The sequence below is a fragment of the Dactylosporangium sp. NPDC005572 genome (assembly GCF_040605515.1).
GTDB lineage: Bacteria > Actinomycetota > Actinomycetes > Mycobacteriales > Micromonosporaceae > Dactylosporangium.
The window spans coordinates 20,711-45,586 of sequence record NZ_JBEXCY010000084.1; the positions used below are offsets into that span (position 1 = coordinate 20,711).

The following is a 24,876-nucleotide window of genomic DNA, read 5'->3' on the forward strand; positions in this document are numbered from 1 at the left end:
TCAGTGGATGTCAGGTGGGCCGGGGTGCCGGAGATCTTGCGGCTCCGGCTCGGCCGGGCTGTACATCGCCGGTGCGGCACCGTCGGCGAGGGCGGCCGGCGAGTCCGACAGCCGGAACCGGTTCCTGACCCGCCCGAGGAACTCGTGCTCCGCCAGGCGCAGGAGCTTGGCCCGTCGGGGCCCGGCGTAGACGGAGAACCAGTCGCCGGGGTCCAGCACGCCGCGGAGCTGGCCGTCGAGGGTGACGGCCACCTGCCCGGACCGCTCGAGGACCCGGACGCCGACGCGCTGGTCCCGCGCGGCGAGGACGAGGCTGCGGTTGAAGACCATGTGCGGGGCGACCGGCGTGAAGACCAACGCGTCGAGGTGCGGTGACACGATCGGGCCGCCGGCGGCGAAGCTGTACGCGGTCGATCCGGTCGAGGTCGCGATGATCAGCGCGTCGGCAGAGTAGGAGGCGAAGAGCCGGCCGTTGACGTAGACGGCGAGGCTGGCCTGGCGATCCCGGACGAGTTTCTCGAAGACCACGTCGTTGAGCGCGACCACGTCGAGCGGCACGCCCCAGCCCACCTGCATCGGATCGCTCGGACGAACCTGTGGCGGTGGCAGGGCCGGGCCCCGGCCGTATCGCAGCAGCACCTGCATGTCAGCGGGGATCTCCAGCGGGCGCGAGGCCCGCATGGTCAGGGTCAGCCGGGCGTCGACGCTGAACCGCCCGGTGTGCACGGCGTCGAGCGCCGCGGCGACGTCGCTCGCCTCCACCTCCGTGAGGAATCCCACCCGACCGACGTCGACGCCCAGGACCGTCGCGTCGATGGCGGCCGCGACCCGGATGCCCCGCAGGAACGTGCCGTCGCCGCCGACGGTGACGATGAGACTCGGGTCGCCGGCACGCGCGGCCTCCTCCTCCGGACTGAGGCGGCCGGCCTCGGGCGCTGAGCTCCACACGTCGATGTCGGCACACGGGATGGCCCGTTCGCCGGCCCAGCGACGGACGTCCCCCGCGGCCGAAACCGCTGCCGGCCGGCCGCCGTGCACCACCAGCCCGATCCGATCGATCATCGACGCTCATTCCCCTGCTCGTCGCGGTGAGCAAGGAGAAGTACCCGTTCCGGCCGAGCTCATCCGTGGCATCCCAGAGTCGATGCGCCTCGGGACATCCGGCCTTTCGCCGCGACCAAGAACGACACCGGCCGGTGTGTCCCCCGTCACGGTGTGCCGACGGCCGGAATCGGTCGGGGATCGGCGAGGTTCGCGCTGACATGACGACGATCGGACTCATCGGTAGCGGCAACATCGGCAGCACAGTGGCGCGGCTGGCGGTCGCCGCCGGTCACGACGTGGTGCTGAGCAACTCGCGTGGCCCGCAGACCCTCCAGGACCTGGTGTCCGAGCTGGGGCCGAAGGCGCGCGCCGCGACCCCCGCGGAGGCGGCCGCGGCCGGCGACATCGTGGTGGTGACCGTGCCGCTGCGGGCGTACCGGGACGTCCCGGCGGAGCCCCTCGCGGGCAAGGTGGTCATCGACACCAACAACTACTACCCGGAGCGCGACGGCGTCTTCGACGAGCTGGAGGACGGCTCCAGCACCACCGGTGAGCTGCTGCAGCAGCACCTCGCGGAAGCCCGGGTGGTGAAGGGGTTCAACAACATCTGGTCCGAGCACCTGCGGACCCTGGTGCGCCCGGCGGGCAGCGCGGACCGCTCGGCGCTGCCGATCGCCGGTGACGACGCAGCCGCCAAGCAGGCGGTCACCGAGTTCTTCGACAGCCTCGGCTTCGACACCGTGGACGCCGGCCCGCTCGCCGAGAACTGGCGTGCACAGCGGGACACCCCGGTCTACGTGCGTCCCTACGGCGCTTTCGGGGCAGTTCCCGGCACACCGGCGAGCGCGCAGGTCGTCCGCGAGGCGCTCGCCGCGGCGAAGCGCACCGCGGCCTGAGGCGTTCCTCCGGCCGCGGCCCGGTGCGCGTCGGCTACATCTCCTTCACGCGGTCGGCCGTGCGCTGCAGGTGCTCGCGCATGATCGACAAGGCCCGCTCGGCGTCGCGGGCCTCGATCGCGTCGACGAACTCGACATGCTCCGCCGTGCCGCGCCGGCCCATCGTCGGGGCCACCACCTGCGCCTCGATCAGGGACATGAGCAGCGGGCCGTGGAAGGAGTGGACCAGCATCTCGATCGCCGGGTTGTGTGTGCAGGCGGCGACCCGCACGTGGAAGTCCGCGGACAACGACATGTCGTACTCGCCGCGTTCGAGGGCGGCGCGGTGCAGTTCGAGCATGCCGCGCAGGGCCGCGATGTCCTCATCGGTGGCCCGCTCGACCACGAGGGGCACGATGCTCAGCTCAAAGATCTGACGGGCCTCGGTCACCTGCGGCGCGGACATCGGCGAGAGGCTCATCAGATCGGCGAGCCCCTCGCCGATCTGCTGTGACGTGGGGGAGGTGACGAACGCGCCGCCGCGTGCGCCGACGCGGATCTCGATGAGGCCGCTCGCCTCGAGGACGCGCAGCGCCTCGCGGACGGTCACCCGGCTGACGCCGAACCGTTCGCACAGCTCGCGTTCGCTGGGCAGGCGGTCGCCGGGCTTCAGCCGACCCTGCCGCAGCAGCAGCTTGATCTGGTCGATGATCGACTGTGAGACACGGTTGACCGACACCGCCTTGAACATGTCCGCGTCGCCGGCACCGACGGTCTGGGTCTTCGCGGCTGCCATTAGCGCTCATCTCTCGTCGTTGCGCAACATTCGTCACGCAAGCGGATGGTGGCCTAACCAGAATACGGCCTAAAAGAATGACGTCATACCGAGGCCTGTCTTCGATGGTCGGCTCGTGCTGCCCGGAGTACCCGGGCCGAAAGTCCCGAACTCGCGTGCCGTCCGACTCGGTGCCGGGGGAGCGGCCGCCGCTTCCGCGCGTTGCCTGCTAACCCTTGCAATGGTATGATGGTTTGCACTTAAGAGGTGAGTGGTTGCCCGGGAGGACGCCTCGATGCTCAGACCAGAGCTCAACGAGCTGTTGACGCAGACCGGTCCTGGAACGCCCACGGGTGAGCTGTTCCGGCAGTACTGGATCCCTGCCCTCCTGGCGGAGGAACTCCCCGAGGACGACTGCCCGCCGGTGCGGGTGAAGCTGCTCTCCGAGCGGTTGATCGCCTTCCGGGACAGCGACGGCCGCTACGGCCTCATGGACGAGTTCTGTGCCCACCGCGGTGCCTCGTTGTGGTTCGGCCGCAACGAGGAGGGCGGGCTGCGCTGCTCGTACCACGGCTGGAAGTACGACGTGACCGGCCAGTGCATCGAGGTCCCGTCCGAGCCGGACAACAGCAACTTCTGCACCAACGTCAAGCTCCGGGCGTACCCGCTGGTCAAGGTCGGCGACATCCTGTGGACGCACATGGGCGACCCCGCCAACCGTCCGGGACTGCCGGAGTTCGAGTTCGTCCACGTGCCGGCGGACCAGACGTACACCTCCAAGCGCTGGCAGGAGTGCAACTGGCTGCAGGCGCTGGAGGGCGGCATCGACTCCAGCCACGTCACGTGGCTGCACTCCGGTGCGCTCAAGAGCGACCCGCTGTTCAAGGGCGCCCGCGGCAACCAGTACAACGTCAATGACCTGAAGCCGTTCTTCGAGGTCGCGGAGGCCGACGGCGGCCTGTTCGTCGGCGCCCGGCGCAACGCCGAGGAAGGTCAGTACTACTGGCGCATCACGCCGTGGATCATGCCGAGCTTCACGATGGTGCCCCCGCGCGGCGACCACCCGGTCCACGGGCACTTCTGGGTGCCGATCGACGACGAGAACTGCTGGGTGTACACGTTCGACTACCACCCGGTGCGCGCGCTGACCGACGCCGAACTGCAGAACATGAAGGCCGGGTTCGGCGTGCACAGCGAGAACATCCCCGGCACGTACCGCCCGGTGCGCAACAAGGACAACGACTACCTGATGGACCGCGCGGCGCAGAAGCGCGGCGAGCACTACTCCGGCGTGACCGGCATCGCCATCCAGGACGCCTCGCTGCAGGAGAGCATGGGGCCGATCGTCGACCGCACCAAGGAGCGGCTGGTCCCCGCGGACAGCGGCATCATCAAGGCCCGGCAGAAGCTGCGCAAGGCCGCCCTGGCGCTGCGGGACGAGGGCGTCACACCGCCCGGTGCCGACCCCGCGCACCACCGCGTGCGGTCCGCCGCGATCGTCCTGCCGCAGGAGGAGTCGTTCCTCGACGCGTGCCGCGACGCGGTGACGGCGACGCCCGGCGTCCCGCAGACCTCGGTGTGACCGCCGGCATGACCATGCGTCCGATCCTGCTCAACAGCTGCGCCCGGGCCGCGACCGCGGCCGAGGCGAGGTACCGCATCGACGCGCCGATCGCGCCATCGCGTGGGACGCGGGTCGTGGCGCTGGACGACGGCGCGGCCGCGGTCGTGCGCCGCGCCGCCCAGCAGCACCACGGCGGCGCGCATTTCCTGTCGTGCCGGTCGGTGGAGATGCCGGCCGACGGCGACCTGGCCGGCATCGCCGACGTCCTGCTGGTGCGCGACGACGGGTCTGAGGCCCGGCTGAGCGCGGAGCTGGCCGGCGCCGACGCGGCCGTCATGGTGGCCACGACGGACGAGGCGGCCGCGGCGGCGCGCGCCATCGGCGACGCCTGCACCCTGCAGGGCATCATGACCGCCGGGCTGGTCCTCGCGGGGCAGGACACCAGGGTCACCGTGTCGGCGCTGCGGCCGCACGCGCGTGTGCTGATGGTGACGCACGACGAGCAGGACCTGACCGAACTGCTCACGGCGCTGCGGGCCTAGACGATGGCGAAGGTCACCCTTGCCGGACTGCAGGCGATGAAGCGCGAACAGCGCAAGATCGTCGGCGTGGTGGTCTGGGACTACCAGATGGCGCGCATCGTCGACCAGGTCGGCGTGGACATTGTCTCGGTCGGCGACACCGTCGGCGTCAACCTGTGGGGCCGGACGAACCCGTTCGAGATCGACCTCGACGAGATGATCGTCGTCGCCCGGGCGGTCCGCCGCGGCGTGCGGCACGCGCTGCTCAGCTGCGACTTCCCGTACGGTCCGCTCCAGGAAGGCCCGGACAGCGCCGTGCGCGCCGCGATCCGGCTGGTCAAGGAGGCCGGCGTCGACCTGGTGAAACTCGACGGCGCGGCCGACCATCTGCCGGCCGTCACCGCCGTGCACCGGGCGGGCATCCCGGTGTTCGCCCAGTTCGGCATCACGCCCCAGACCGCGCTGCGCCACGGCGTCGAGTACCGGGCCGATCCGGGCGCCGACGCGGCGGTACCGCTGCGGATGCGCGACGAGATGGTCGCCGAGGCCCAGCGGCTGGAGGCCGCCGGTGCGGCCCTGCTGAACTTCACCAACTCCGGCCCGGTCATCGGCGCCGAGGTGACCCGCGCGGTGTCGATCCCCGTCGTCGGCGGACACGGCGGCGGGCCGTGGCTCGACGGGCGGATCCGGATGGCGACCGCCGCCATCGGCTACGCCGCCTCGGCACTCGACGACCCGCCGGACACCTACGCCAACGTGGCGCGGATCAGCTTCGACGCGATCACGGCCTACGCCGGGGACGTGCGCGCCGGACGCCAGATCAAGGGCGGCAAGTCCACATAGCAGCGCACGAACGGAGGGGCGCCGTGCCCACCGCCATCATCGACGGCATCGCCACCTACTACGAGACGGCCGGCTCCGGGCCGCCGCTGCTCATGTTCTCGCCCGGCGGGTTCAACGCGACGCTGGACAACTGGCGCACGCAGGGGCAGTACCGCCGGCTCAACCTGCTGGGGCAGCTCACCGAGCGGTACACCTGCATCACGTTCGACCGTCGTGAGTCGGGCCGCTCGGGCGGGCGGGTCGAACGGCTCGGCTGGAGCGACTACGCCGCACAGGGGCGGGGCCTGCTCGACGAACTGGGCATCGAACGCGCCCACCTGATGGGCGGCTGCGTTGGCTGCTCGATCGTGACGACCTTCGCCGTGGCGTATCCGGACACGGCGGCCGGCATGGTGCTGTTCTCGCCGGCGGGCGGTCCGCGGTACCGCATGCTGCAGCAGGACCGGTTCGCCCGGCATCTGGCCCATGTCGCCGAGCATGGCCTGGCGCAGGTGGTCGCGCTGGCCCAGGCCGTGGACAAGAGCTTCAGCCAGGACCCGCGGGTCGGCCCGTGGAGCACCGTCATCCGGCGCGACCCGGAGTTTGCGCAGCGGTACGCGCAATGGGATCCGCGCCGTTACACCGCCGTGGTGACCGGCATGTCGCGGGTGCTCTTCGACCGGGACACGGTGCCGGGCGCGGAGCCGGAGGACCTGATGCTGCTGAACATCCCGTCGCTCATCGTGCCCGGGCAGGACGCCTCCCACGCGACGTCGGCGGCGCGCTACCTGCAGGAGTGCCTGCCCGGCAACGAGTACTGGGACGTCCCGGTGAGCGGGCAGACCGAGGACACCGCCGCCGGGCGCGTGCTGACGTTCCTCGACGCCATCGCGTTCTAGGAACTCCAGGGCAGCGGCTCGCCGCGTTCGAGCGCGGCGATCTGGTCCAGGCGGTGCTGGTGCCGTTCGCCCTTGAACGGCGTGGTGAGCCAGATCGAGGTGATCTGGACGGCTTCCTCCGGCGTGATCACCTTCGCGCCGAGGACCAGGACGTTGGTCTTGTTGTGCGCGCTGGAGATCTCGGCGAGGAACGGCGTGTGGCACAGTCCGGCGCGGATGCCGCGGATCTTGTTGCAGGCGATCGCCTCGCCGCCGCCCGTTCCGCCGATCACGATGCCGCGCTCGGCCGCGCCGGACAGCACCTGTTTCGCCAGGTCGGCGCAGAGCGGTGGGTAGTCCACCACGGCGCCGGCGTCGTGCGCCCCGCGGTCGTCGGCCTGGTGGCCCTGGCTGGTCAGCCACTCGATGAGCCCGGACTTCATCGGAATGCCGTTGTGGTCGGCGGCGATCGCGATCCGCATGGTGGTGTCCTTACGCGCTGAGTTCGTGGGTGGTGGGGTGGAACAGGTCCTCGACGGCGGGCGGCCGGTCGAGGATGTGCTGGCGTACCGCGTGGCCGATGAGCTGCTCGAGCATCGCGCGGTTCGGGGCGATGCCGTACGGCAGCGGATCCGCACCGGTGATCTGCATGACCTGCCGGTACATCAGGTCGGTCGCGGTCGGTGCCACGATCGCGCCGGTCGCGAGCCGGTCGACGTAGCGCCGCTTCGCGGCGGCGAACGCGTCGAAGACCGCGACCGCCAGCCCCGGGTCCGCGCGCAGCAGCTCGTCCTTGACGACCACGAGGTGGTTGATGGGGTACAGGCCGCGCTCGCGCAACGCCGCGAAGCCCGCCTCCTCGGGGTCCGGGATCAGCGGTTCGAGCGCGGGGTGGGTCGCCTCGATCCCGACCGCGGCGTCGATCCGGCCGTCGGCGAGCGCGGTGTCGAGGCCCGCGTCGAGCGGCGTCACGTTCGCCGGCGGGCGGTACTCCGCCACGTGCTCGTCACCGGTCGGCAGCCAGGTCACGCGGTCCGGGTCGACGCCGTACTCGTCCTGCAGGATGCCGCGGGCCCAGACGCCGGTCGTGACCGTGTACCCCCGGTTGACCCCGACCCGGCGGCCTTCCAGCCCGTCAGGCGTGACGCCGGAGCCGGTGGCCCGCACGAGGGCGCCGTGGTGGAAGCCGCGCACGAGGAACACCGGCAGGGCGGTGAAGGCTTTGCCGTGGGCCCTGGCGCACAGGTACGTCGTGACCGCCATCTCGCACACGTCGAACTCCAGGTCGCGCACCATCTGCCGGAACGCCGTGACGAGGACGGGGACCTCGGTGAACACGAACTCGTGACCGTCGGGCCGCACGCTGCCGTCCTTGAGCGCCTCGTTGTTGCCCTGGGTGCGTGTCACGGTCCTGAGCTGCATTGCCCCGCCCTCTCTGGTGCCGACCAAGCCCGGTGTGTTAATTATTAGACCATAAGACCAAGGCGAGGGAAGGGCAGCGGATGAGGGAACAGGTCCTGGCGGCCGTGCGGACCGGTCCGGGCACGACGGAGCTGCGTGAGTATCCGATGCCGGACGTCCCGGACGACGGTGCGCTGCTCAAGGTGGAGGTCGCCGGCATCTGCGGCACCGACGTCAAGATGTACGCCAAGCCGGTCGTGCCGGGCCCCGTCATCATGGGTCACGAGAACGTCGGCGTCATCGTCAAGGCCGGCCGGGTGTTCCGGGAGCGGCAGGGATTCGTCGAGGGCGACCGGGTCTTCGTCGAGCACTACGTGCCGTGCCGGCGCTGTGAGTGGTGCCACCTCGGCGAGTACCGCCACTGCGAGGCCACCGACTGGCGCACCAACACCGATGCCCGCCGGTACGGCTACACCTCGGCCGACAACCAGTTCCACCTCTGGGGCGGGTTCGCCGGCTACCTGTACCTGCCGTGGAACGCCGTGGTGCACAAGGTGCCCGACGGTGTGTCGGCGGAGCTGGCCGGCATCGTCACGCCGATGTCCAACGGGATCGAGTGGGCCCTGTTCGACGCCGGCGTCGGCTACGAGTCCACGGTCCTCATCCAGGGCCCCGGCCAGCAGGGGCTCGCGCAGACGGTCGCGTGCAAGCAGGCCGGCGCCTCGCTGATCATCGTCACCGGCACCACCCGCGACGCCGCCCGGCTGGAGCTGGCGAGGCAGCTCGGTGCCGACCACGTCATCGACGTCCAGCGCGAGGACGCCCTCGAGCGGATCATGGAGATCACCGGCGGCAAGGGCGTCGACGTCGTGCTCGACTGCACCGCCGGTGCCGGCGTCACGCCCGTGCTGCTCGGCATCGACGCGCTCAAGCGCCGCGCCGGCACCCTGCTCATCCAGGGCGAGATGGCGGCCTTCCCGGACTTCCCGGTGAAGCAGGTGACCGAGAAGGCGATCACCATCAAGAGCGCCCGCGGCCACAGCTACCGGTCGTGCGAGCTCGCCCTCGCGCAGCTCGCCTCCGGCCGCTTCCCGCTGGACCGGCTGACCACCCACACGTTCGGCCTGCACGACGTCGACCGCGCGATCCGGGCCGTCGGCGGCCAGAGCGGCGACGAGGGCGTCATCCACGTCTCGCTGCTGCCGTGGAAGTGAGGAGCCGGCCATGAGCGGCGTTGTCGTGCGCAACATCCGTCGCACCGACCGGTCGACCGTCGACGCGTTCGCGGGGTTCAGCGTGGCCACCGTCCACGAGGCCCAGGGCCGCACCGGCCTCATGGACGTGCGGCTGCGGCCGGTGTATCCCGGCGCGTACCTGTACGGCACCGCCGTCACGGTGAGTGTGCCGCCGGCCGACAACTGGATGATCCATGTCGCCGTCGAGCAGTGTCAGGAGGGTGACGTCCTGGTCGTGGCGCCGACGTCGCCGTCCGACGCCGGCTACTTCGGCGACCTGCTCGCCACCTCGCTGCACGCCCGCGGGGTGCGGGGACTCGTCATCGACGCCGGCTGCCGCGACGTCGCGGAGCTGACCCGGATGCGGTTCCCGGTCTGGTCCAGCTGCGTGTCGGCGACCGGCACCGTCAAGGAGACGCTCGGCGACGTCAACGTCCCGGTCGTCTGCGCCGGCCGGCTGGTGCGGCCCGGCGACGTGATCGTCGCCGACGACGACGGCGTGGTGGTGGTGTCCCGCCGCAGCGCCGCCGACGTCATCGAGGCGGCGAAACTGCGGGAGAAGCGCGAGGCGGTCTCCCGGGCCCGGTACGAGGCCGGCGAGCTCGGCCTCGACGTCAACGACATGCGCGAGCGACTGGCCCGCAAGGGGCTGCGGTACGTCGACCAGGCCCCGGAGGACTGATGATCATCGACTGTCATGGCCACTACACGACGGCGCCGGCCGCCCACCAGGCGTTCCGTGACGCGCAGCTGGCCGGTCTCGCCGGCCCGCGCCGGCCGGCGCCGGAGCCTGCCCGCATCAGCGACGACGAGATCCGCGAGAGCATCGAGACCACCCAGCTCAAGCTGTTGCGCGAGCGCGGGGTGGACCTGATGATCTTCTCGCCGCAGGCGTCCGCGATGGCGCACCACGTGCCCGACCCGGCGACGGCGGTGGCCTGGTCGCGGGCCTGCAACGACCTGGTCCACCGGGTGACGGAGCTGTTCCCGCGGCGCTTCGCGGGCGCGTGCCAGCTGCCGCAGACGCCGGGCGGCACCCTCGACGACGCGATCGGCGAGCTGCGCAGGTGCGTGACGCAGCTCGGGTTCGTCGGTTGCAACCTCAACCCGGACCCGTCGGGCGGGCACTGGACGGCCAAGCCGTTGACGGACCGGTTCTGGTACCCCATGTATGAAGCGCTGGTCGAGCTCGACGTCCCCGCCATGATCCACGTGTCGGCGTCGTGCAACCCCAACTTCCACGCGCTCGGCGCGCACTACCTCAACGCCGACACCACCGCGTTCATGCAGCTGGTGCAGGGCGACCTGTTCGCCGACTTCCCGACCCTGCGCCTCGTGATCCCGCACGGCGGCGGCGCGGTGCCCTACCACTGGGGCCGGTACCGCGGGCTCGCCGACCGGCTCGGCCGGCCGCCGCTGGGGGAGCACGTGATGCGCAACGTCTTCTTCGACACCTGCGTCTACCACCAGGCGGGCATCGACCTGCTGTACCGCGTCGTCGACGTCGACAACATCCTGTTCGCGTCGGAGCTGCACGGTGCCGTGCGCGGTGTCGACCCGGAGACCGGGCACCACTGGGACGACACCAAGCGCTACGTCGACAACGTCGGACTGGGCCCGGAAGCGCTGGCCAGGACCTACGAGCTGAACGCCCGGCGGGTGTACCCGCGCCTGAACGCTATCGCACCAGCAGTTCCTTGAGCGACACGTCGCCGGCAGCGGCCCGGTCGGCGGCGAGCGACGTGCCGTCGGTCAGCGCCCGGCGGACCGCGAGGTAGTCGGCCGGGCGGTTGACCGCGTTCACCGCGAGCAGCCGCCCCTGCCGGTAGTACAGGACGGAGAACCGCTCGGTGGCCGGATCGCCGCGGACCACCAGCTGGTCGTAGCCGTCGGCGAGCCCGGCGATCTGCAGCTTCAGGTCGTACTGGTCGGACCAGAACCAGGGCACCTCCGTGTACGGCCGGAGGCTGCCGAGCAGCGTCGCAGCGGCCACCCGGGCCTGCGCGACGGCGTTGGGCACCGACTCCAGCCGCAGCGGTCCCACGCCGGTCGCCGGGTTGTGCAGCACCGTGCAGTCGCCGGCCGCGACGACCGACGGCTCGCTCGTGCGGGCGAACTCGTCGACGACGATCCCGCGGTCGCAGGCGAGGCCGAGCTGTTCGGCCAGCTCGGTGCGCGGCTCCACGCCGACCCCGACGACGACGAGATCGGCGGGCAGGCGGGTGCCGTCCGCGAGCAGCACGCCGGTCACCCGGCCGCCCTCGCCGTCGATCCGGGTGACGCCGGTGCCCAGCCGCACGGCGGTCCCGCGGCGCTCGTGCGCGCCGGCGTAGAAGCCGGAGATGACCGGAGCGACCGAGCGTGGGATCAGCCGGTCAGCCGCCTCGACGACGGTGACGTTCCGCCCGGCGGACCTCGCGACCGCGGCCGCCTCGAGGCCGATGAACCCGCCGCCGATCACGACCACGTCGCGGGCCGACGCGAGGCTGCCCCGCAGGCGGGTGGCATCGTCGACGTCGCGCAGGTAGCACACGCCGTCCAGGTCCGCCCCGGCGAGCCGCAGGCGGCGGGGCCGCGCGCCGACGGTCAGGGCGAGCCGGTCGAACCGCAGCCGGCGCCCCGTGTCGGTGACCGCGACGCCCCCGCCGGCCGGCGTGAGGTCCAGGCGCACGACCCGTTGCGCCGCGGCGACCTCGATGCGCCGGTCCGCGTAGAACGCGGGGGTCCGCAGCGCGAGCTTGTCGAGATCGGCGGCGCCGGCGAGGAACTCCTTGGACAGCGGGGGGCGCTGGTACGGCTGGTGCCGCTCGGCGCCGACCAGAGTGATCGGCCCGTGGTGGCCGAGATCGCGCAGCGACGCCGCCAGCTGAACCCCGGCCTGGCCGGCCCCGACGACGAGCACCTGCGCGGTCACGGCTGGTCCTGGGGGATCTCGACGGTCAGCCCGTCCACCGCGTCGGTCATCTTGATCTGGCAGGACAGCCGGCTGGTCGCCCGCCGGTCGGACACCGCGAGGTCGAGCATGTCGTCCTCCATGTCGCCGGGCGGGCCGACGCGGGAGGCGAAGTCGTCGTCGACGTACACGTGGCAGGTCGCGCACGAGACGTTGCCCCCGCACTCGCCGATGATCCCGGGCACACCGTTGCGCACGGCCGTGGCCATGACCGAGTCACCGGCAGTGGCGTCGATCGTCCGCCGCGATCCGTCCAGGGCGACGAAGGTGACCTTGGGCATTGGCGGCTCCTCCAGCTGTACAGCGGGCGTCTAATGGACTAACCATACAACCTTCACTGCCACCGGTATAGCCCGGCGATGGTTGAACGGTAGAACCAATGGTCCTATTGTGGCGATCGTGGCGAACGCATCGTCAAGCCCCGCCGTGCCGCGCCGGACCGTCGCCCTCGGCTGTCGCATCCTGGCCAACGCCGGTCTCGCCGAGGACGTGCTCGGCCACGTGAGCGTGCGGACCGCCCCCGACCGGATGCTCGTGCGGTGCCGCGGGCCGCGCGAGGAAGGGCTGCTCTTCACCGTCGACGCGGACGTGCACGAGGTCGACCTGGACGGGCGCGGTGACCTGCCGGAGGGCTGGAGCGCCCCGAACGAGCTGCCGATCCACGCCGAGCTGCTGCGGGCAAGGCCCGACATCGACGCGGTCGTGCACTGCCACCCACCCGCCGTGCTCGTGGCCGGGCTGGAGGAGGTGCCGCTGCGGCCGGTCTTCGGGGCGTACCACATCCCGGCCGCCCGGCTCGCCCTCGCCGGGGTGCCGGTGTACCCGCGCTCGGCCCTCGTGCGCCGGGCCGAGCTCGGCCGGGAGCTCGTCGCCGCGATGGGCCCGGCCGACGTGTGCATCCTGAAGGGTCACGGCATCGCCACCGTCGGATCCGGGCCCCACGCCGTCGAGCAGGCCGTCGTGCGGGCGCTCAGCCTCGACGTGCTCGCCCGCGTCAGCGTCGAGCGTGCCCGGCTGGGTGACCGGGCCGCCCCGCTGGCGCCCGACGATGTGGCCGAGCTGCCCGACCTCGGCGCGTCGTTCAACGACCTCAACGTGTGGCGCCACCACGTCGCGCGGCTGCGTCTGGCCGGCCTGGGCCTGGACTGAGCGCTACGCTTCCGCGAGCCGGCGGGCCCTGCGCAGGTTGGGCAGGACGGCCAGCGCGGCCGCCCCCGCCGACAGCCCGGCCAGCAGCAGGCCCGCCCGCGCGCCCCACTGTTCGCAGACCCACCCGGTGATCGGTCCGCCGATCGGGGTGCTGCCGAGGAACACGATGCTGTGCAGGGCGATGACCCGGCCCTGCATCGCCGGGTCCGCACCGAGCTGCAGCAGCGTGCGGGCGAGGGTGTTGAAGCTGATGTTCGCCACGCCGACGCCCACCATCGCGGCGAGCGCGACGAGCAGCACCGGTGCGGCCGCGGCGCCGACGTTGACCGCGGCGAACACGCCCGTCCAGATCAGCAGCGACCAGGCCGTGACGCTGGTGCGGGACGCGCTGGCCAGGGCGCCGATCACGGCGCCGACGCCGAGCGCCGAGGTCAGCCAGCCGTACAGCTGCGGCCCGCCGTGGAAGGTGTCCCGGGCCAGCACCGGCAGGACCACGCGGAAGTTCTGGCCCAGCAGGGCGACCACCGCCACCAGGACCATGCACGCGCGCAGCTCCGGGTGGTGCCAGACGTAGCGCAGACCCTCCCTGGCCTGCCCGGGCACGCGTGGCGCGGCCGGTGGGCGCCGCAGCCGGCTGCGGTCCATCCGGGCGAGGCTCAGCAGGACCGCGGCGAAGGACAGCGCGTTGAGCGCGAACGCCGCCCCGACGTCGACGGTCGCGATGAGCACGCCGGCCAGGGCCGGGCCGACCAGGCGCCCGGCGTTGTGGATCGTCGAGTTGAGCGCCTGCGCGTTGACGTAGTCCTCCGGCTCGACCATCTCGGTGATGAACGAGTGCCGCGCGGGCACGTCGATGACCGTCACGAGACCGAGGGCGAGCGCCAGCGCGTACACCATCCACAGCGACACGGCGTCGGTGAGCACGAGCGCCGCCAGCGCCGCGGCGAGCACGGCGCTCACCGCCTGGGTGGCCATGATCGCCCGGCGCCGGTCGACCCGGTCGACGATGACCCCGCCGTACAGGCCGAGGAGCAGTGTCGGCAGGAACTGCAGGGCGGTCGCCACACCGATCGCGACCGCCGAGTCGGTCAGCTCGAGCACCAGCCAGTCCTGGGCCACCCGCTGCATCCAGGTGCCGATCACGCTCACCGCGTGCCCGGCGAAGAACCGCCGGTAGTTGGGCACCCGCAGCGAACGGAAGGTGCGGCGCGACGCGGCGCCGAGGCGCTGCGCTCCCGATGCCCAGAGTCCCCGCAACGCACCCTCCCGAGATTGGGCCAATGGTATTACGTTAGACCCTACGGTTGATTGATCTCCACGTCGAGAAGGGAGAGCAATGCAGGACGGAAGTGTTGCGATCATCGGGCTCGGGGCGATGGGGCTGCCCGTCGTCCGCCATCTGCGGGCCGCCGGGATCGAAGTAGCGGTGTACGACCTTGACGCGAGGGCCGTGCAGACCGCCGTCGCGCTCGGCGCGGTCGCCGCCGGCTCGGGCGCGGCGGCAGCCCGGCGGGCGCAGGTGGTCGCGGTCTTCGTGCCGACCGACGACGACGTCCACGCGGCGTGTCTGGCCGGTGACGGCGTCCTGGCCGGTATGGCCGCGGGAGCTGTCCTGCTGCTGTGCTCGTCGGTGCGGCCGGAGACCTGCGCGGCGGTCGCGGCGCAGGCACCGGCAGGCGTCGAGGTGCTCGACGCGGCGCTCACCGGCGGCGTGCGTGGCGCGGAGGCCGGCCAGGTGAACCTCCTCGTCGGTGGCGACGCCGCCACACTCGAACGCATCCGGCCCCTGCTGCGGCCGTGGACGGACGCGGTGCACCATCTCGGGCCGCTCGGGGCCGGCCAGATCGGCAAGACCGCGAACAACCTCGTGCACTGGGCGCAGATCTGCGCGATCACCGAGGCGCTGGAGCTGGCCCGCCGAGCCGGGGTGGCGGTGCCCGCGCTGCGGCGGGCGCTCATGGACGGCCCGGTCGACTCGCGGACCCTGCGCGAGCTCCAGCACATGCGCCTGACCTGGCACGCGAAGGACCTCGCGAATGCGGCCGTGCTCGCGGAGCAGGTCGAACTGGCCCTTCCGGTGGCGGAGACGGCGCGGGCCGTCATGCGCGGTATCAGCGTGGAAGACGTGCACCGCTTGTTATCAGGAGGGCCGCTGCATCCCTTGCCCTCGCTGTAACCTTCCGGTAAAACCGAGGGTACAAAGGTTAGTCCCTTAGACCAGTGACCATCGCGCTTGATCATCGGTGAAACCAGGAGGAACTGTGCGTGACGACTACCTACCCGGCGTGATCGCCAATGAGAAGCGCAACCGAGACGCCTCGGAGATCGCGGCCCGCGACGAGTTCAACCGCAAGCATCCGCCGATCAAGGGCCTTGTGGTACCCCATGACCTGCGGAAAATGGAGTTGCCCGAGCGGCCGTGGCGCAACAACCGTGGCCACTGGTTCGACCTGGCCGACTACGAGATCCTCAACGCCCACCTGGCGGAGCTCAAACCGGGCAGTGCCTCCGTGCGGCACCGCCACACCACCGAGGCCTATCTCTACATCGTGAAGGGCCACGGTTTCTCGCTGATCAACTACGACGACGACCCGGTGGAGGTCGTCGAATGGTCCGAGGGCACCCTCTTCGCACCCCCGCGCTGGGCCTGGCACCAGCACTTCAACCTCGACCAGGACGACACCTCCCGATACCTCGCGATCCAGGACACCGGGCTGCTGCGCACGATGCGGCTGCACAACATCGAACGCCACGGCGTCCAGCTTTCCCCCGAGCAGGGCGCTGAACTGTTGCGGGCGGCGATCGAGCAGGGCGCCGTGCACGGCGCCCACTCCCACGAGCACGCCTCGATCGTCGAGCCGGTCCAGGACCCCCAGGACCCCGACAACATCTGAACCCGCCCCGCACGGGGACGCCTTTGTCACGTCGCCGGACCCGGCGACGCCCCGCCCACCTCACACCCCCCGCGGGAGCAACCGTGCGACCTCGAAGACTCCTCCGACAGGCGGCCGTCGCGGCCGCCGCCCTCCTCCTTGTCACCGCATGCGGATCGTCGCCCACCGCCACCGGCGGTGCTCAAGACGGCGCCGCCACGGACGCCGCGGCGAAGGCCCAGCAGGTGTACGACCGCCTCAGCGGTCTCACCGGCGACGAACGTCAGAAGACGCTCGTCGAGCTGGCCGAGAAGGAGGGCAAGCTGTCGGTCTACACCTCGAACACCGACATCGACAAGCTCGTCGAGCAGTTCCAGAAAACCTACAAGATCGAAGTGAGTGTGTACCGCGGCAACTCCGAATCGGTGCTGCAGCGGATTCTGCAGGAGCAGAAGGCGAACTACCTCGGCGTCGACTTCATCGACACCAACGCCGGCGAGCTCAACGTCCTCAACGCGGAGCAGGTGCTCTACCCGTACAAGAGCGAGCTGCGCGACAAGGTCCGAAAAGAGGGCCTGGCGGAGGGCTGGACCGCCCACCGGTTCAACGTCTTCGTCATCGGCTGGAACACCGACAAGGTGAAGCCCGGCGAGGAGCCGAAGTCGTTCGAGGACCTGGCCGACCCGAAGTGGAAGGGCCGGGTGTCGATGGAGGTCGGCGACGTCGACTGGTTCTCCGCCCTCTACAAGTACTACCTGGATCAGGGCAAGTCCGACGCCGAGGTCCGTGACCTCTTCACCCGCGTCGCCGCCAACTCGAAGGTCGCCAAGGGGCACACCACCCAGGGTGAGCTGCTCTCGGCGGGCCAGTTCGCGATCACCGTCTCCTCCTACAGCCACACCATCGACAAAGCGTCCGCCAAGGGCGCCCCGGTGAGCTGGCACCCGGCCTCCGGCGCTCCCCTGCAGCCGGTCGTCCTGCGGCCCAACGGGATGGGGCTGATGAAGACGGCGAAGAACCCCGCCGCCGCGGTGCTGTTCTCCGACTTCCAGCTCACCAAGGGCCAGGCGATCCTCGGCGAGTCGTACCGCATCGGCTCGATCCCGCAGGCGAAGGACCCCCTTGCCGGGCTCAAGGTGATCACCGTGCCCGAGCAGGAACTGCTCAACGACCCGAAGAAGTGGGACAACCTCTACGCCGACATTCTCCGCTCCGGGCAGGAGGTCAAATGAACGCGCGGCCCTTCCCGCGGCGTCCCCTGGCCCGGGCGCTCGCCGCGGCCGTCGTGGTGATCATCTCCGTGGCCGGCTGCGGCGGGTCGCCGACGGCCAGCAACAAGCAGGCCGACAGCGGCCCGACCGCCGCGGAGAAGCTCTACGCCGAGATCGGGGCGCTGTCCGGCAAGGAACGGCGCGACAAGCTGGTCCAGCTCGCTGAGAAAGAAGGCACGCTCGACCTCTACACGTCCATGACCAGCGATGTGGCCGACGCCGTGGAGGCGGCGTTCACCGACGAGTTCAAGGTGGACGTCAACGTCTACCGCGCCGGGTCGGAGACCGTCCTGCAGCGCATCCTGCAGGAGCACGGCGCCAGCTTCCAGGGCAATGACGTGGTCGAGACCAACGCCAACGAGCTCTTCGCACTCAACACCGAGAAGCTGCTCGCCACCTACACCGGCAAGCAACGCGACGCGGTCCCGGAGGCCGGCCGGTTCGACGGCTGGACCGCCACCCGGTTCAACCTCTTCGCGCCGAGCTGGAACACCAAGCTCGTGCCCGCCGGGCAGCAGCCGAAGACCTGGGAGGAACTCGCCGACCCCAAGTGGGACGGCAAGCTCTCCCTGGAGGTGGGCGACTACGACTGGTACCTGACCCTCTACGGCTACTGGAAGCAGCAGGGCAAGTCCGACCAGGAGATCGACAAGATCTTCACCGGCATGGCCAAAGGTGCCAAGATCGCCAAGGGGCACACGGTGCAGGGCGAGTTGCTCTCGGCCGGCCAGTTCTCCGTCGTCGCCTCGAACTACTCGTACATCGTCGAACGCGCCAAAGCCAAGGGCGCGCCCGTCGACTATCTGCCGTTCGTCCAGCCGGTCATCGCCCGGCCCAACGGCTTCGGCCTGATGAAGAACGCCAAGCACCCCGCGGCGGCCATGCTCTTCGCCGACTGGTTGCTGGAGGAGGGCCAGAAGGTCCTCATCGAGAACGGCCTCACCCCGGCCATCGCCCCCGACAACGACCCGCTCAAGGGCGTGCAGATCATCCCGATCGACGTGAAGACGCTGATCGAGCACGGTGACGAGTGGAGCAAGAAGTACAACGCTGTCGTGGCCGGCGGCGAGAAGGTCGAAAGCAAGTAACACCCTCAGGAGACACCCCTGAGCCACCCTGACACCCCGACCGCGGGGCGCCGTCGTGCGGCGGCGCCCCGTTCCCGCCCCGTTCCAAGGGGGCGGCTGCCGGCGAAAGGTGCAAACATGACCACCGTTGCGCCGCCCGTGGTACCGGTCACCGAACCGGTCGCGGCCGGACCGAGACGCCGATGGTGGCCGAGCCCGAAGCTCGTCATCATCGTGGCTGTCGCGGGCGTCATCGGCTATCTCGCCCTGGTTCCTCTCTACTACCTCATCTGGGGCACCTTCTTCGACGACCACGGGTTCACCCTCGGCGGCTTCGCCCGGGCCTACAACGACAGCCAGATCGGCAGCCTGATCGGCAACTCGGTGTGGTTCGCCGGCGGCTCCGCGGTGCTGTCCCTCAGCGTCGGCACCGTCCTGGCCTACCTCAACGTGCGCACCGACGTGCCGTTCAAGGCGCTGTTCTTCGCCGCGTCGATCATTCCGCTGGTCATTCCCGGCATCCTCTACACGATCGCCTGGATCTTCCTGGCCAGCCCCGACATCGGCCTGCTCAACAAGGCCGTCGAACCGATCGTCGGCGAGGGCTTCTTCAACGTGTTCTCGATCTGGGGCATGATCTGGGTCGAGGGCCTGCACCTGTCGCCGATCGTCTTCCTGCTCATGGTCGCCGCGTTCCGCTCGATGGACCCGTCGCTGGAGGAGTCGGCGTTCATGTGCGGGGCGACCCGCCTGCAGGTGTTCCGGCTGGTCACGATCCCGCTCATCCGCCCCGCGATCGTCGCCGCAGTGCTGATCATGGCCGTCCGCGGCCTGGAGAGCTTCGAGGTCCCGGCGCTGCTCGGCCTGCAGGACGGCACGTACGTGTTCACCAGCCGGATCTACTTCGTCCTGCGGACCTACCCGCCGGACCTCGCCGCCGCCGGCGCGCTCGCGCTGGGCCTGCTGGTGCTCGCGATGATCGGCGTGGCCGTATCCAACATCGCCGGCCGGTCCGGCAAGTCGTTCCAGACGGTGACCGGCAAGGGCTTCCGGCCCCGGCCGATGGAGCTCGGCAGGTGGCGCCCGATCGTCGGCGCCGGGATCCTGCTGTACTTCTTCTTCACCGTCGTCGCACCGCTGTGCGTCCTGCTGTACACCTCGCTGCTGAAGTTCTACCAGCCGCCGTCGCTGGAGGCCTTCAGGTCGATGACCCTGGACAACTACCAGGAGCTGATGCACCTGTCGCAGGCGATGACGGCGTTGAAGAACTCGCTGTTCCTCGGCATCGCGTCGGCCACGATCGTGATGGCCGGCATGGCGGTCGCGGCCTGGGTCGTCGTGCGCTCCCGCATTCCCGGCCGGCAGCTCATCGACCAGTTCGCGTTCGTGCCGCTGGTCATCCCCGGCCTGGTCCTGGGGCTCGCGCTGTCGTTCGTGTACCTGCGCAGCCCGATCCCCATCTACGGCACGATCTTCATCCTCCTGATCGCCTACTGCACCCGGTACATGCCGTACGGCATGCGCTACGCGGTCACCTCGATGCACCAGATCTCCGCGGAGCTCGAGGAGTCGGCACACGTCAGCGGGGCCAGTTGGTGGCAGTCGTTCCGGCGGGTGCTGCTGCCGTTGCTGTCGCCCGGCCTGCTCGCCGGCTGGATCTACATCCTGGTGGTCTCGTTCCGCGAGCTGTCGAGCTCGATCCTGCTCTACAGCCCCGGCAACGAGGTCCTGTCCATCCTCATCTTCGAACAGTACGAGAACGGTCAGTTCACCGTCTTGTCGGCGCTCGGCGTCGTCATGGTGCTCACGCTCGTCGTCCTCGTCACCGTCGCGTACAAGCTCGGCGCCAAGGTCGGGCTCAAACAGGACTGAGCGTACGGAGGCCAATATGTTGCGCATCAACAACCTGGTGAAGAGCTACGACGGCGAGCAGCGCCGGCGGTCGCGGACCGCCAGAGCCGAGCCGGACCGGGTCTACGCCGTCAACGACGTCACCTTCGACGTCGCCGACGGTGAGCTCTTCACCCTGCTGGGGCCGTCCGGCTGTGGCAAGACCACGACCCTGCGCTCGATCGCCGGGCTGGAACGGCCGGACTCCGGCACCATCGAGGTCGGCGGCCGGGTGCTCTTCGCCGGCCGGGGGCCGGGCAAGGAGCCGGGCAAAGGGCCGGGCAGGCCCGTCAACGTGCCGGCGAACGAGCGCGGGCTCGGCATGGTCTTCCAGTCGTATGCGATCTGGCCGCACATGACCGTCTTCGACAACGTCGCGTTCCCACTGCAGGTTCGCCGGCGCGCCACCCGCCCCGGCAAGAAGGAGATCAACCAGAAGGTCATGCAGGTGCTCGCCACGATGGAACTGGCCGACCTCGCCGGACGGCAGGCGACCAAGCTCTCCGGCGGCCAGCAGCAGCGGCTCGCCCTCGCCCGGGCGCTCGTCATCGAGCCGCCCCTGCTGCTGCTCGACGAGCCGCTGTCGAACCTGGACGCCAAGCTGCGCGAGTCGCTGCGGTACGAGCTGAAGCGGCTCCAGCGCGAGCTGGGCATCACCTCCGTGTACGTCACGCACGACCAGACCGAGGCGCTCGTGCTGAGCACGTCGATCGCGGTCATGCGTGGGGGCAACGTGGTACAGCTGGGCCGCCCGCGGGAGATCTACGAGAACCCGAACTCGAGATTCGTCGCGGAGTTCATCGGCACGTCGAACTTCATCTCCGGTGTCGTCGAGGCGAAGGACGGGAGCTCGTACTCCATCCGCACCGACGACGGCCCGCTCGTCCTCGACGCGTCCTCCGACATCCCCGTCGGCGGCGAGGTGGTGGTGTCCATCCGGCCGGAGGCGGTCGAGGTCGGCCTCACCTCCCGGGCGGGCGAGGTGCCCAACGAGTGGACCGGCAAGGTCCTGACCCGGGCCTTCCTCGGCGAGGCCGTCGACCACGTGGTCACCGTCGGCCGGCACGAGATCCGGGCCCGTGGCAACCCGTCGGTGTCGATCGCCGCCGACACCGAGGTCTACGTGCGGCTGGACCCCGCCAAGCTGGCTCTGGTGCCGGTTGACTGAGCCGGGCCCGGGGGCGGGCCGATGAGCCTGCCCCCGGTCCTGCGCCACCGCGACTTCAACCTCTACTGGGCCGGGGTCATCCTGTCGCAGATCGGTACCCGCGGTACCGTCGCCGCGAACTTCTACCAGGTCTACGACCTCACCGGCTCCATCGCCTACACCGGGCTGGTCGGCGCCGCCCAGGCGGTGGCCCTGCTCGTGCTCAGCCCGTTCGGCGGTGCCCTCGCAGACCGGCTCGACCGCCGGCGGCTGCTGCAGGCGGCCCAGTTCGTCGCGTTGCTCGTCGCCGCGGCGCTGGCCTGGCTCACCCTTGCCGGGCAGGCACAGGCGTGGCACGTGGTGCTGTCGGTCGTGCTCACCACCGCCGCCGCGACCTTCGACCAGCCGGCCCGCCAGGCGCTGATCCCGGCCATGGTGCCGAAGGCGGAGATCGGCCAGGCCATCGCGCTGCTCAACCCGTCGCGGGAACTGGCCATCCTCGTCGGGCCGCTCATGGCCGGGCTGCTCATCACCGCCGGTGGTCCGGGCCTCATGTACGCGGTCGACGCCGTCACCTACGGCCTGCTCGTCGCTGTGCTGGCCGTCCTGCGGACCCCGGCGGCGACCCGACCGGCGGGGGAGCGGCGCTCGGTGCTGGGGTCCATTGTGGACGGAGCCCGGTACGTGGCGCACCGCCCGCTCATCTACAGCCTCATGGGCCTGGACCTGTCGGCAACGCTCTTCAGCGCCTACCGCGTCCTGCTGCCCGCGCTCGCGGTCGACGTCCTGCACGTCGGCTCCACCGGCTACGGCCTGCTGTCCAGCGCGCCGTCGGCGGGGGCGCTGCTGGCCACGTACTCGGTGTTCCGCACCGTCCAGCGCAGCCGCCGGCAGGGCCGGGTGCTGCTGGTGTCCACGGCGTTGTACGGCTGCGCGGCACTCTTCCTGGCCCACGCGCCGGTCCTCGCCGTCGCGCTCGTCGCCGCCGGCCTGCTCGGCGCGTTCGACGCGATGGCCACCACGATCCGCCACGCCGCCGTCCAGATCGACACGCCCGACGAACTGCGCGGCCGGGTCACCGCGTTCTACCAGATGTCGTCCCGCGGTGGGCCCGCGCTCGGCGACGTCGTGGTCGGCGCGTTCGCCGGTGCGGTTGGGCCGGTGGTGGCGCTGACCGTGGGCGCGTTCGGCCCGATCCTCGTCGCGGCCTCGTTCTGGGCGCGGGAGAACGTCGTCCGCTCGTACACCGGCATCGTCGAGCCGGCCGTCGAACCCGCCCCGGCCACCGACGCACCCGCCGGCTGATGCCGCGCAGCCCGGATCGTTCCCGGTCCGGGCTGCGCGCGGTACCCGTGTCCGCCCCGGCCTATCCGGTCGCGACGCCCTCGACGGCGGCGATCAGGTCCCGTGCGGTGAGGCGCCCGGGATCTTCTGCCAGGCCGGGATCCCGGGCCACGGCGGTGAGGATCGTCTTGCGCATCCGCCGCCCGTCCAGCCCCGGGCAGCGCCCGGCCAGCTCGGCGTGCAGCGGACCGTCCTCGGCGAGCGGCCGCAGGGCCGGCCAGAGCACGGCAAGCTCGGCCAATGACGAACCGACGATGCGGGCCAGGACGCCGGGGTCCGGCAGCGCGAGCTCCAGCAGCAGGTCAGCGCGGGAGAGCACGGCCTCGTCCACGGCGGCCGTGAAGTTCGTCGTCGTGAGCAGCAGCAGGTGCGGGCAGGCGGCCCGTACCGCGTCGAGCCCGGCGAGCACGGCGTCGGTCGCCCGGTGCACGTCCACCGGATTGGTCTCGAACGACGCCGTGCCGCGGCGGACCGCGAGGGACTCCACCTCGTCGATGAGGACGATGGTGTGCGGGCGCCGGGCGGCGAGCTCCGGCAGCGTCTCGGCGAAGAACCGGCGCACGTTGCGCTGTGACTCGCCGAGCAGCTCACTGGGGAACGCGTGCGGGTCGACCTCGACGAACGTGGTCGCGCCCCGGTCCGCGACCGCTGTGGCGGCGGCCTGCGCCAGCCCTTGGCACAGCGTCGTCTTGCCGGTGCCCGGAGGTCCGGAGAGCACCACCAGGCCGTGCGGCGGGCCGGACAGCGACCGCAGGGCCCGGCCGTGCCGCAGCACGAGCACGGCCGTGCCGAGCAGCCGCTCCTTCGTCCCCGGCGGCACGATGATCGAGTCCCAGGACCCGTCGTGGTGGTCGGCGGGCAGCACGTGGATGCCGCTGACCCCGGGTGGCAGGCGCCCCTCCACCGTCGTCGCCCGTCCGGTCCGCGGTCAGGGCCAGGTGGGGCGGGTGAGTTCCGGCCATTCGATCATGGTCGGGTCGCCGGCCTGCCGATCGCGGATCGCGGTCGGCGGCTCCTCGAAGAGCACCAGCGGGTCGCACAGCGCCCGCATCGTCTCCAGCAGGCTGTCGAACATGTGGATGCGGACCACCTTCGTGGTCCGCTCGGGGTGGTCGTTGAAGTGCTGGTGCCACAGAAAGTGGTCGACGACGATGAGGTCGCCCTTCTTCCACCGGTGCGTGCTGCCGCCCTCCGGCTCGGTGCCGAGGTACGTGTGCCCCTCGCCCTCGACGACGTACAGCCACGCCTCGCCCGGATGGCGGTGCATCGACTGCCCCCGGCCCGGCCCGATCTCGAACATCGCCATCGTGATCCCGGAGGCCTGGTACCCGATGGCCCGGTCGAGCAGGAACGTCGTGCGGGTGCCCCGCGGGGTGTTGACCAGTTCGAGGTCGTCCCAGCTGGTGTGCACCCGCCCGGTGCGGCGGCTGCGCTGTTCGCGGCCGAGGCGGCGGATCCTCCGCGCGTACGGGTCGTCACCGTCCTGGTGCTCGGTGAACGCCGGTCGTGCGGGCAGTTCGGTCGCCGGCGTGTGGCCGGCGTCCTCCAGGACGGCCATGCCCATCGTGTGGAGCATCGGCTCGCTGGAGAACGTCAGGTACCGGGCCGTCTCGCCGGCGTCGTTGCCGGAGCGGTGCCACGACCAGGCCGGCAGGTGCAGCGAGTCGCCGGGCCCCCACGACACCCGTTCGCCGTCGATCTCGGTCCAGCCCCAGCCCGCGACGACGAACACCATCGCGTCCCATGAGTGCCGGTGCAGCGTGGTCACCGTGCCCGGATCGAACTCGTGGACCAGGGCGTCCATGGTCCGGGTGGGCCGGTCCCCGTCGGCGCCGACGTAGACGCCGACCCGGCTGCCGCGCCCGCTCGGCGCCAGGACGACGTCCTGCGCCGTCACGACGTCACGGTGGTTCAGCCGCCAGTCCTCGATGAACTTCGCCCGGCGGCTCTTCTGGACGTGGTAGTGGCTCACGCCGGTGGTGGTCCGTGTCGTCACCGTCGACCTCCAGTGGGATCGTCGAGTTCGGGCCGGGCCGCCGCGGCCGCCGGCCGCGGCGCCGCGGGCCC

At 71.0% G+C, this 24,876-nt stretch carries 25 protein-coding genes and 1 pseudogene; 17 read left to right on the plus strand and 9 right to left on the minus strand.

Annotated features, from left to right (window positions below; translation table 11 throughout):
• Positions 1–1,062, minus strand: a complete 1,062-nt coding sequence (locus tag ABZS66_RS32495) for an NAD(+)/NADH kinase (RefSeq protein ID WP_354764383.1) — start codon at positions 1,060–1,062, stop codon at positions 1–3.
• Between the two features lie 200 nt (positions 1,063–1,262).
• On the opposite strand from ABZS66_RS32495, the gene ABZS66_RS32500 reads away from it, so the two are divergent.
• Positions 1,263–1,940 carry an NADPH-dependent F420 reductase gene (locus ABZS66_RS32500; protein ID WP_354764385.1) on the plus strand — a complete coding sequence of 226 codons (678 nt, stop codon included), beginning with the start codon at positions 1,263–1,265 and terminating at the stop codon, positions 1,938–1,940.
• Positions 1,941–1,974: 34 nt separating this feature from the next.
• Here ABZS66_RS32500 and ABZS66_RS32505 read toward each other — a convergent pair whose 3' ends face one another.
• Complete coding sequence (locus tag ABZS66_RS32505; protein WP_354764387.1) at positions 1,975–2,715, minus strand: FadR/GntR family transcriptional regulator; 741 nt, start codon at positions 2,713–2,715, stop codon at positions 1,975–1,977.
• Positions 2,716–2,989: 274 nt separating this feature from the next.
• Here ABZS66_RS32505 and ABZS66_RS32510 point away from each other — a divergent pair, with 274 nt between their 5' ends.
• Genes ABZS66_RS32510 through ABZS66_RS32525 form a run of 4 tightly spaced genes read left to right on the plus strand, consistent with a single transcriptional unit; the run spans position 2,990 to position 6,500 of the window.
• On the plus strand, positions 2,990–4,276 hold the full coding sequence (locus tag ABZS66_RS32510; RefSeq protein ID WP_354764389.1) for an aromatic ring-hydroxylating dioxygenase subunit alpha: 1,287 nt from the start codon (positions 2,990–2,992) through the stop codon (positions 4,274–4,276).
• 8 nt (positions 4,277–4,284) lie between these two features.
• The gene (locus ABZS66_RS32515; protein WP_354764391.1) at positions 4,285–4,800 is read left to right on the plus strand and encodes a hypothetical protein; all 516 of its coding nucleotides are present in this window, start codon (positions 4,285–4,287) and stop codon (positions 4,798–4,800) included.
• Between the two features lie 3 nt (positions 4,801–4,803).
• Positions 4,804–5,622: a 3-methyl-2-oxobutanoate hydroxymethyltransferase gene (locus tag ABZS66_RS32520; protein ID WP_354764393.1), complete on the plus strand. Its 819-nt coding sequence runs from the start codon at positions 4,804–4,806 to the stop codon at positions 5,620–5,622.
• A gap of 23 nt (positions 5,623–5,645) precedes the next feature.
• On the plus strand, positions 5,646–6,500 hold the full coding sequence (locus ABZS66_RS32525) for an alpha/beta hydrolase (RefSeq protein WP_354764395.1): 855 nt from the start codon (positions 5,646–5,648) through the stop codon (positions 6,498–6,500).
• Here the strand turns inward: ABZS66_RS32525 and ABZS66_RS32530 are convergent.
• Positions 6,497–6,961, minus strand: a complete 465-nt coding sequence (locus tag ABZS66_RS32530; protein ID WP_354764397.1) for an RpiB/LacA/LacB family sugar-phosphate isomerase — start codon at positions 6,959–6,961, stop codon at positions 6,497–6,499. The genes ABZS66_RS32525 and ABZS66_RS32530 overlap by 4 nt on opposite strands.
• A 10-nt stretch (positions 6,962–6,971) precedes the next feature.
• Positions 6,972–7,886, minus strand: a complete 915-nt coding sequence (locus ABZS66_RS32535) for an ABC transporter substrate-binding protein (RefSeq protein WP_354764399.1) — start codon at positions 7,884–7,886, stop codon at positions 6,972–6,974.
• Positions 7,887–7,981: 95 nt separating this feature from the next.
• Between ABZS66_RS32535 and ABZS66_RS32540 the strand changes: the two genes are divergently transcribed.
• The 3 genes from ABZS66_RS32540 to ABZS66_RS32550 are packed head-to-tail and all read left to right on the plus strand — an operon-like array spanning position 7,982 to position 10,816.
• Entirely contained in the window at positions 7,982–9,094 is a 1,113-nt protein-coding gene (locus ABZS66_RS32540; protein ID WP_354764401.1) for a zinc-binding dehydrogenase, read from the plus strand.
• Positions 9,095–9,104: 10 nt separating this feature from the next.
• Complete coding sequence (locus ABZS66_RS32545; RefSeq protein WP_354764403.1) at positions 9,105–9,797, plus strand: 4-carboxy-4-hydroxy-2-oxoadipate aldolase/oxaloacetate decarboxylase; 693 nt, start codon at positions 9,105–9,107, stop codon at positions 9,795–9,797.
• Positions 9,797–10,816 carry an amidohydrolase family protein gene (locus tag ABZS66_RS32550; protein WP_354764405.1) on the plus strand — a complete coding sequence of 340 codons (1,020 nt, stop codon included), beginning with the start codon at positions 9,797–9,799 and terminating at the stop codon, positions 10,814–10,816. The genes ABZS66_RS32545 and ABZS66_RS32550 overlap by 1 nt, the downstream gene beginning before the upstream one ends.
• Here ABZS66_RS32550 and ABZS66_RS32555 read toward each other — a convergent pair.
• Positions 10,794–12,029: an FAD-dependent oxidoreductase gene (locus ABZS66_RS32555; protein WP_354764407.1), complete on the minus strand. Its 1,236-nt coding sequence runs from the start codon at positions 12,027–12,029 to the stop codon at positions 10,794–10,796. The two genes, ABZS66_RS32550 and ABZS66_RS32555, sit on opposite strands and share 23 nt — an antisense overlap.
• Entirely contained in the window at positions 12,026–12,349 is a 324-nt protein-coding gene (locus ABZS66_RS32560; protein ID WP_354764409.1) for a 2Fe-2S iron-sulfur cluster-binding protein, read from the minus strand. Before ABZS66_RS32560 ends, ABZS66_RS32555 begins: the two co-directional genes overlap by 4 nt.
• Positions 12,350–12,467: 118 nt before the next feature.
• Between ABZS66_RS32560 and ABZS66_RS32565 the strand changes: the two genes are divergently transcribed.
• Positions 12,468–13,217 (plus strand): class II aldolase/adducin family protein, encoded by a 750-nt coding sequence (locus ABZS66_RS32565; protein WP_354764411.1) that lies wholly within the window; start codon positions 12,468–12,470, stop codon positions 13,215–13,217.
• Between the two features lie 3 nt (positions 13,218–13,220).
• Here ABZS66_RS32565 and ABZS66_RS32570 read toward each other — a convergent pair whose 3' ends face one another.
• Positions 13,221–14,474, minus strand: a complete 1,254-nt coding sequence (locus tag ABZS66_RS32570; protein ID WP_354764413.1) for an MFS transporter — start codon at positions 14,472–14,474, stop codon at positions 13,221–13,223.
• Positions 14,475–14,550: 76 nt separating this feature from the next.
• Here ABZS66_RS32570 and ABZS66_RS32575 point away from each other — a divergent pair.
• From ABZS66_RS32575 to ABZS66_RS32610, 8 genes and pseudogenes are all read left to right on the plus strand, one after another.
• A pseudogene (locus ABZS66_RS32575) lies at positions 14,551–15,030 on the plus strand (NAD(P)-binding domain-containing protein); the annotation flags it as partial.
• A complete protein-coding gene (locus tag ABZS66_RS32580; RefSeq protein ID WP_354764435.1) occupies positions 15,028–15,393 on the plus strand; it encodes an NAD-binding protein in 366 nt (121 codons plus the stop codon). The pseudogene ABZS66_RS32575 and the gene ABZS66_RS32580, both read left to right, overlap by 3 nt.
• Positions 15,394–15,478: 85 nt before the next feature.
• On the plus strand, positions 15,479–16,111 hold the full coding sequence (locus ABZS66_RS32585) for a cupin domain-containing protein (RefSeq protein ID WP_354764415.1): 633 nt from the start codon (positions 15,479–15,481) through the stop codon (positions 16,109–16,111).
• 83 nt (positions 16,112–16,194) lie between these two features.
• Positions 16,195–17,322, plus strand: a complete 1,128-nt coding sequence (locus ABZS66_RS32590) for an extracellular solute-binding protein (protein WP_354764417.1) — start codon at positions 16,195–16,197, stop codon at positions 17,320–17,322.
• Positions 17,319–18,449 carry an extracellular solute-binding protein gene (locus tag ABZS66_RS32595; protein ID WP_354764419.1) on the plus strand — a complete coding sequence of 377 codons (1,131 nt, stop codon included), beginning with the start codon at positions 17,319–17,321 and terminating at the stop codon, positions 18,447–18,449. The genes ABZS66_RS32590 and ABZS66_RS32595 overlap by 4 nt, the downstream gene beginning before the upstream one ends.
• A 117-nt stretch (positions 18,450–18,566) precedes the next feature.
• Positions 18,567–20,300 carry an iron ABC transporter permease gene (locus tag ABZS66_RS32600; protein WP_354764421.1) on the plus strand — a complete coding sequence of 578 codons (1,734 nt, stop codon included), beginning with the start codon at positions 18,567–18,569 and terminating at the stop codon, positions 20,298–20,300.
• Between the two features lie 16 nt (positions 20,301–20,316).
• On the plus strand, positions 20,317–21,486 hold the full coding sequence (locus ABZS66_RS32605; protein ID WP_354764423.1) for an ABC transporter ATP-binding protein: 1,170 nt from the start codon (positions 20,317–20,319) through the stop codon (positions 21,484–21,486).
• A gap of 21 nt (positions 21,487–21,507) precedes the next feature.
• Positions 21,508–22,770 carry an MFS transporter gene (locus tag ABZS66_RS32610; protein WP_354764425.1) on the plus strand — a complete coding sequence of 421 codons (1,263 nt, stop codon included), beginning with the start codon at positions 21,508–21,510 and terminating at the stop codon, positions 22,768–22,770.
• A 61-nt stretch (positions 22,771–22,831) separates the two neighbouring features.
• Here ABZS66_RS32610 and ABZS66_RS32615 read toward each other — a convergent pair whose 3' ends face one another.
• Both ABZS66_RS32615 and ABZS66_RS32620 read right to left on the minus strand, forming a co-directional pair.
• Positions 22,832–23,713 (minus strand): AAA family ATPase, encoded by an 882-nt coding sequence (locus tag ABZS66_RS32615; RefSeq protein WP_354764427.1) that lies wholly within the window; start codon positions 23,711–23,713, stop codon positions 22,832–22,834.
• Positions 23,714–23,737: 24 nt separating this feature from the next.
• Positions 23,738–24,805 carry a cupin domain-containing protein gene (locus ABZS66_RS32620; RefSeq protein ID WP_354764429.1) on the minus strand — a complete coding sequence of 356 codons (1,068 nt, stop codon included), beginning with the start codon at positions 24,803–24,805 and terminating at the stop codon, positions 23,738–23,740.
• Positions 24,806–24,876: the final 71 nt, after the last annotated feature.